We start from the raw sequence: 5,762 nt of genomic DNA, 5'->3' as shown, positions 1-5,762 counted from the left end.
GGGAGGCGCCGCCCGCGTCGTTGACCTCCACTCCCATGAGAATCCGCCCCGTCATTGAACTCGTGACCGTCATCGCCGTCACCGGCCTCCTGCTCGAAGTCTCCGGGACTTACGTGTGGGCACTGGTGGCGGCCGGGGTCGTTGCAGCCGTGTGGCTGCTCGCCCGCAGCCATTGAAGGTCACCTCCAAACAACACGCACCCGCCCGGTCGCCAGACCGGCGGGTGTTTCGTTTCCACCAACCAACCCCAAAACCAACCAGCCAACATGTCCACCAACCAATACAACCTGCCCCTCCTCGAGGCCGTGTGCCGCCGGGGAGTCCTCTGTGCCACCAGCGTCCGTTACTGGCGCGGGTGCAAACGCCTCAATGCCGAAGACCTCGGCCTGGATCCCAACCAGGTCAGCGACCGGCTGATCCAACTCGGCCACAAGCGCCTGGTCCCCCGGGAAGCGCTTGCCGCCTTCTCGTTGATCGAGTCGCGGGCCCACGCCTTGGTCGAAAGCTCGAGCTTCCCCTTCCTCGGGGGCATCGCCCGCTTCGTCCCGAATCCCCGGCTCGCCGGACTCACCGACGGCCTCGACAAGCTCCGCGACGAGTTCCGCGAAGCGACCCTCGACTTCGTTGCCGGCTACGGATCACTCCGCGACCGGGCGATGGACGAGTGGCGCGATGCGGCCCGCAACCTGAACGGCAGCGCCGAAGCCCTGCTCATCACCATCGAGCAATCCTTCCCGCCGGCCGGCGACATCGCCAAGCGCTTCGCCTTCGACACCCGGCTGTTCCAGGTCGCTGCCCCCGACAGCCTGCGCCTCGAGGTCAGCGAATCGATCGAACAGATGGAGATCGCCGACCAGCGCCGCCGGGTCGCGGAAGACGCCGGCCGCCGCCTCCAGTCCGATCTCGATGGGTTCATCCGGGAAAGCGTCACTGCGCTACGGGAAGAAACCGCCAAGCTAGCCAGCGATGTGCTGGCCACCATCGACGGCAGCGAGGGAGGCGTCCACCAGCGCACCCTCAACCGGCTGACCACGTTCATCGACAGCTTCCGCTCGTTGAACTTCGCCGGTGACGCCCAGCTGGAAAGCACCCTCGACCGCTTCCGCCAGGACCTGCTCACCCGCAGCGCCGAGGACTACCGCAACGACAGCAATGCCATGCAGAACCTGACCGACGGACTGTCCCGGCTCCGTGACAATGCAGTGGCCATGGTCCGCACCGAAGGCCGCGACGTACTGAGCCGCTTCGGCCAGATGGGCGGGCGGAGGCTTGCCGTTGTTGGCTGAGCCATCACAGGCCACCACCCTGGCGGGAGTTCGCTCCCGTCAGGGTCCGAGGCAGAGCAACCGTGGTGTCTTGGACAATCTCATCCATCCCACTCGGCCGCGCTACAAGACCAAGCGGACAAGGGCGCGTCCTGGAACCGAGGGTGTGCCACAGCCACGGCCTAGACACCAACAAGTCGTCTTCGCCCCGCCAAGGGCCTCCATCGCATCAACTACCTTGAGCGCGTGCGAGTCGGCATCATCTGGGACCTCTGCTGATGCATACACCACCACCGCAAGATCACTCCCTGCAGCCCAACCCACAAATCCAGACAAGTCGCCTCTGGATGAGTTGGGCGAACATCTACCATGAACCCCGCCTGCCATCACTTCAGGACACAATACAACGTTTACCCCTCCCCGGGGTGATCTCCTCTCGAAAGACGAAGAGGGACTCCTTCACTCCACCATCACGATCTGCAAAGGAATCGCGACCTAGAAGCAGCTTCTCGACTGTATCGATTGCATTGGTTCACTTCGGAATCTGTCATGGTGGCGGGACCACGCTGCGCGGATCCTCCACTAGATCAATCTTACGACAGACTGAGCCGGTTCGCTGCTCTCCGCCCGAATCAAGGACAAGCACTGAACGTCCGGCAGCAAGACCGCCATCCAACGCCACTAGAACTTTGGCAACCAAATCCGCTGGCACCTCCTCAAAATCCACAGTCGCGAAGTGCTCTATTGATACGTCAAAGTCAGCGTTCTGAGCGAGCCAGTTGCTAAATCCATCCGCAGTTGCGAACGAATAGAAAGAATGCTCATCGGTGCCGTCAGGCTTCTTCCCCAGAAGGGAAAGGATTGATAGAGGACGATGCCGAGGAAGCCCATCAAGCCAGCGAGCTACCACGGAATCAGGAACACTCCCATTCGGCCCATTTGATCGCCCTGGACGAGCACAGGTATAAATCGGCTGCGGTTCCAGAGAATCTCTCTTTTTCCAGCGGCGTAGTCTATAAGGTTCCATAAATTTTCACGAATAACTGGCCCTATAGTCTCAAAGGGGTGGCGTCACGACCAAAAGGCGGCCGCACCGATGAACGAAGGTGGTGGAAGCAGCCTGAAGAAGGTCACAACACAGGGCTCGGCCCAACGTCGTCAGTTTATCGACCTTCCGGCCGTTGTTCAACCCTAGCAGCAGCGCGCAATATGAAGCCATATCCTGTCCCCACGCCCAACCACCCACAGTACTTCGCCTCACGCTGCGACCACGGTCCCACCCACTAAAAACCCGGAAGAGCCCTATTTTATGAGTAGCCTCAAAACGGCTTCGCCCACGTCGTGGATCACCTTTCCCGTCATTGCACAACGTATTGCCATGTTCGTGTGCCCTGAATCCTAACAAGAGCCCCCTTGGCACCGCCAGCACCAAGAGGCTGGGACACAGCCGATAGCCCGCCGGAATCCCTTCCTGCGGGCTTCTTCGTCCCCGGACACCACCACTTTCCCACACGCCTACATCCATCACCCGACACGCCTGATTTGCCCTGACCAACTCTATTGACCCACCACCAAAACCACCACCTCACCCGAAACAGAAACACCCCCATAGCAACCGCGAAAAGGGCGGCTCCTTCACTGGAGCCGCCCTTTCCGCATCCAACCACCAACCCCGAAAAACAACATGTCCCACTTCACCACCATCAAAACCCAGATCCGGGATCTCGATGCCCTCCATGATGCTTGCGTCGAGATGGACCTTGAGCTTCTGGCCGACACCCCGGTGCGCGGCTACGGAGGCGTCACCCGCCAGGCCCACCGGACCATCAAGCTCAAGGGCCGCTACGACATTGCCGTCGATCCTTCCCAGGAAAACGACGGCAGCTACGGCCTGACCACCGATTGGTGGGACGGCTGCGTCGCCCGCGAGGTCGGAGTCGGCTACGGCCGGCTCCTCCAGACCTATGGCGTCCACAAGACCCTCCGCGAAGCCCGCAGCCGCGGCCTCCGTGCCACCCGCAAGGTCGAGCCGAACGGATCGATCCTGCTCACCCTGGAAGGAGGTGCCCTGTGAGCCGCCGCATCCTCGTGCGTGTCTCCGAAACCGGCGACATCCAGGTCGAGGCGGAGGGCTTCCAAGGCAAGGGCTGCGAGACCGCCACCCAGGCGATCGAGCAGGCCCTCGGCAAACGCACCCGGCGGGAGCTCAAACCCGAGCACCGGCAAGGCGGCGTCGCCATCCAGCAACAACAGCAACTCGGCGGGTAATGAGCACGACCCTCCGGTTCGATGAGAACGGCCTGGTGGCCTGCCTCTACACCGAAGCGGTCGACCTCCGTGTGCTCGGACGGCTCGAAGTCGTCCGTGCCACCCGGATCCGCTTCGACCCCGGGCAACAACACTGGGAGGTCCGCTCCGCCGCATCCGGCAGGCTCCTCCACACCGATCCGTCCCGCGAGGCCTGCCTCCGCTGGGAACGGGAAAACCTCCAACCCGGCACCCAGGTGCCATCACCCCAAATCCATCCATGAAACCAGCATACCTCCTCCCCTTGCTCGTGGCCTGCCTCATGACCGCCTGCGGTCCGAGCGAGTCCGAGCTGCGGGCCGAACTCAGCCGCATCGACGCGGAAATGATGAGCCTCAACATCGCAGCCGGACAGCACCAGGCCCTGATGAGCTAGGCGGAAGTCGACGCCTTCATCGGCTCCTATGCCGCCGGCTACGGGGCGGTCTCGGGAGACTACGGTCTGGCAGCCGACGGTGCCACCACCGCCTACCAGTCGACCCTGCAATACGACGCCTCCAGCGCATCGCTGGACCAACTCAGGCAGCGCTTCGACACCCTCGCCAAGCGCCGCCTGGAGATCCTCGAGGATCTCAACTGAAGCCCGGCACCCCGGCCCTCCCTGTGAGGGTCGGGGTGCCTTCTTTCCTACCACCAATCCAATCTACCATGAATCTGACAACCTACCTCCGCGCCGGCTACCCCGGCCTCGCCCTCGTCACCCCGGAAGAAGCCCGTGCCGAAGCCGAACTGGCCAGGGCATGCGCCGACCTCAACCGGCACCTCCACGCCTGGTCGTCCACCGACGGCCTCGTCGATACCACCGATGGCCACAGCATCGCCTGCTCCGATCCACTCGAGGCACTAGGCCACGTGGAAAACTTCTTCCGCCAGGAAGACACCCGCCACGTCGTGATGCTCCGCGACCTCCAGCTGCACCTCGACCAGCAGGACCCCATCCTGGTCCGCCAGATCAAGGACCTGCTGCGTCTTGCCAAAAGCACCGGCCACACTCTGGTCCCCACCGGATGCCGGCTCAAATTGCCACCCGAACTCGAGCACGAGCTGGCCGTCATCGACCTCGACCTGCCCGACTGCGGACAGCTCGGTCACGTCCTCGACGGGATCCTTGCCTCCGCCCAACTGCAGGTCATGGACGATACCGTCCGCGAGCAGGTCCTCCACGCAGCCCTCGGACTCACCACCATCGAGGCCGAGAACGCCTATGCCCTGTCGCTCGTCGAATCGGGCAGCATCGACCCGGAACTTGTCGCCCGGGAAAAGGCCCGCACCTTGAAACAAGGCGGACTTGTCGAGGTCATCGATGCCAGGCCGAACCTCGGCGACATCGGTGGCCTTGACTCCCTCAAGCACTGGCTGACCCAACGTCGTCCTGCCTTTGGCGCCGCGGCCCGCGACTACGGGCTGCCGGTCCCCAAGGGCCTGCTCATCGTCGGCATCCCCGGCACCGGCAAGAGCCTCACCGCCAAGGCCACCGCCAGCGTCCTGCAGCTCCCTTTGCTGCGCCTAGACATGGGGCGGGTCTTCGGCGGCATCGTCGGCCAGAGCGAAGCCAACCTCCGCTCGGTCATCCGCACCGCCGAGGCCATCGCCCCCTGTGTCCTGTGGATCGACGAGATCGAAAAGGGCTTCGGTAGCAGCACCGGCGGCAGCGGCTCCGACGGCGGAACCTCCGCCCGGGTCTTCGGCTCGTTCCTGTCCTGGATGCAGGAGAAGGACAAGCCGGTGTTCGTCGTCGCCACCGCCAACGACGTCAGCCAGCTCCCGCCCGAATTCCTGCGCAAGGGACGATTCGACGAGATGTTCTTCGTCGACCTGCCCGACGCCGCGGAACGAGCGGCCATCTGGGACATCGTCATCGCCAAGTACGGCCGCAAGCCGACCGACTTCGACACCGTGGTCCTGGCCCGCGCTTGCGAGCAGTTCACCGGAGCCGAGATCGAGGCGGTCTTCGTCGATGCCCTTTATGAGGCCTTCGCCGAGGGAGCCGAGCCGAGCACGAGGAAGCACATCCTGACGGCGATGACGAACACCGTCCCGCTGGCCCAACGGATGGACGGCCAGATCGCAGCACTGCGCCACTGGGCCCGGGGAAGGGCGAGGCCAGCCGGTGCGGAAGACCCCGTGAGGTCATCGGGCCGGCGATCGTCGCGGCGAGTGCAGTCTCAGAACTGAATTGAGCATTCGCAG

The 5,762-nt window shown here is 63.6% G+C and carries 7 protein-coding genes; all 7 read left to right on the top strand.

The annotated features are described in order from the left end of the window. Positions 1–35 precede the first annotated feature (35 nt). The 7 genes from IG178_RS03755 to IG178_RS03725 all read left to right on the top strand — a co-directional run bounded on the left by IG178_RS03755 (position 36) and on the right by IG178_RS03725 (position 5,747). A complete protein-coding gene (locus IG178_RS03755) occupies positions 36–176 on the top strand; it encodes a hypothetical protein (protein WP_193211174.1) in 141 nt (46 codons plus the stop codon). A gap of 90 nt (positions 177–266) precedes the next feature. Continuing rightward, positions 267–1,286: a DUF3150 domain-containing protein gene (locus tag IG178_RS03750; protein ID WP_193211173.1), complete on the top strand. Its 1,020-nt coding sequence runs from the start codon at positions 267–269 to the stop codon at positions 1,284–1,286. A 1,663-nt stretch (positions 1,287–2,949) separates the two neighbouring features. Further along, positions 2,950–3,339: a DUF1257 domain-containing protein gene (locus tag IG178_RS03745; protein WP_193211172.1), complete on the top strand. Its 390-nt coding sequence runs from the start codon at positions 2,950–2,952 to the stop codon at positions 3,337–3,339. Beyond that, the gene (locus IG178_RS03740) at positions 3,336–3,533 is read left to right on the top strand and encodes a DUF2997 domain-containing protein (RefSeq protein WP_193211171.1); all 198 of its coding nucleotides are present in this window, start codon (positions 3,336–3,338) and stop codon (positions 3,531–3,533) included. The genes IG178_RS03745 and IG178_RS03740 overlap by 4 nt, the downstream gene beginning before the upstream one ends. Then, positions 3,533–3,796 (top strand): hypothetical protein, encoded by a 264-nt coding sequence (locus tag IG178_RS03735; RefSeq protein WP_193211170.1) that lies wholly within the window; start codon positions 3,533–3,535, stop codon positions 3,794–3,796. Before IG178_RS03740 ends, IG178_RS03735 begins: the two co-directional genes overlap by 1 nt. Then, complete coding sequence (locus IG178_RS03730) at positions 3,793–3,948, top strand: hypothetical protein (RefSeq protein ID WP_193211169.1); 156 nt, start codon at positions 3,793–3,795, stop codon at positions 3,946–3,948. The genes IG178_RS03735 and IG178_RS03730 overlap by 4 nt, the downstream gene beginning before the upstream one ends. Positions 3,949–4,220: 272 nt before the next feature. Continuing rightward, on the top strand, positions 4,221–5,747 hold the full coding sequence (locus IG178_RS03725; protein ID WP_193211168.1) for an AAA family ATPase: 1,527 nt from the start codon (positions 4,221–4,223) through the stop codon (positions 5,745–5,747). Positions 5,748–5,762 lie beyond the last annotated feature (15 nt).

It is taken from the genome of Neoluteolibacter marinus, assembly GCF_014904755.1.
GTDB lineage: Bacteria > Verrucomicrobiota > Verrucomicrobiia > Verrucomicrobiales > Akkermansiaceae > Haloferula > Haloferula marina.
The sequence above is the reverse complement of the archived record's forward strand: the minus strand, read 5'-3'. Positions and strand labels throughout refer to the sequence as shown.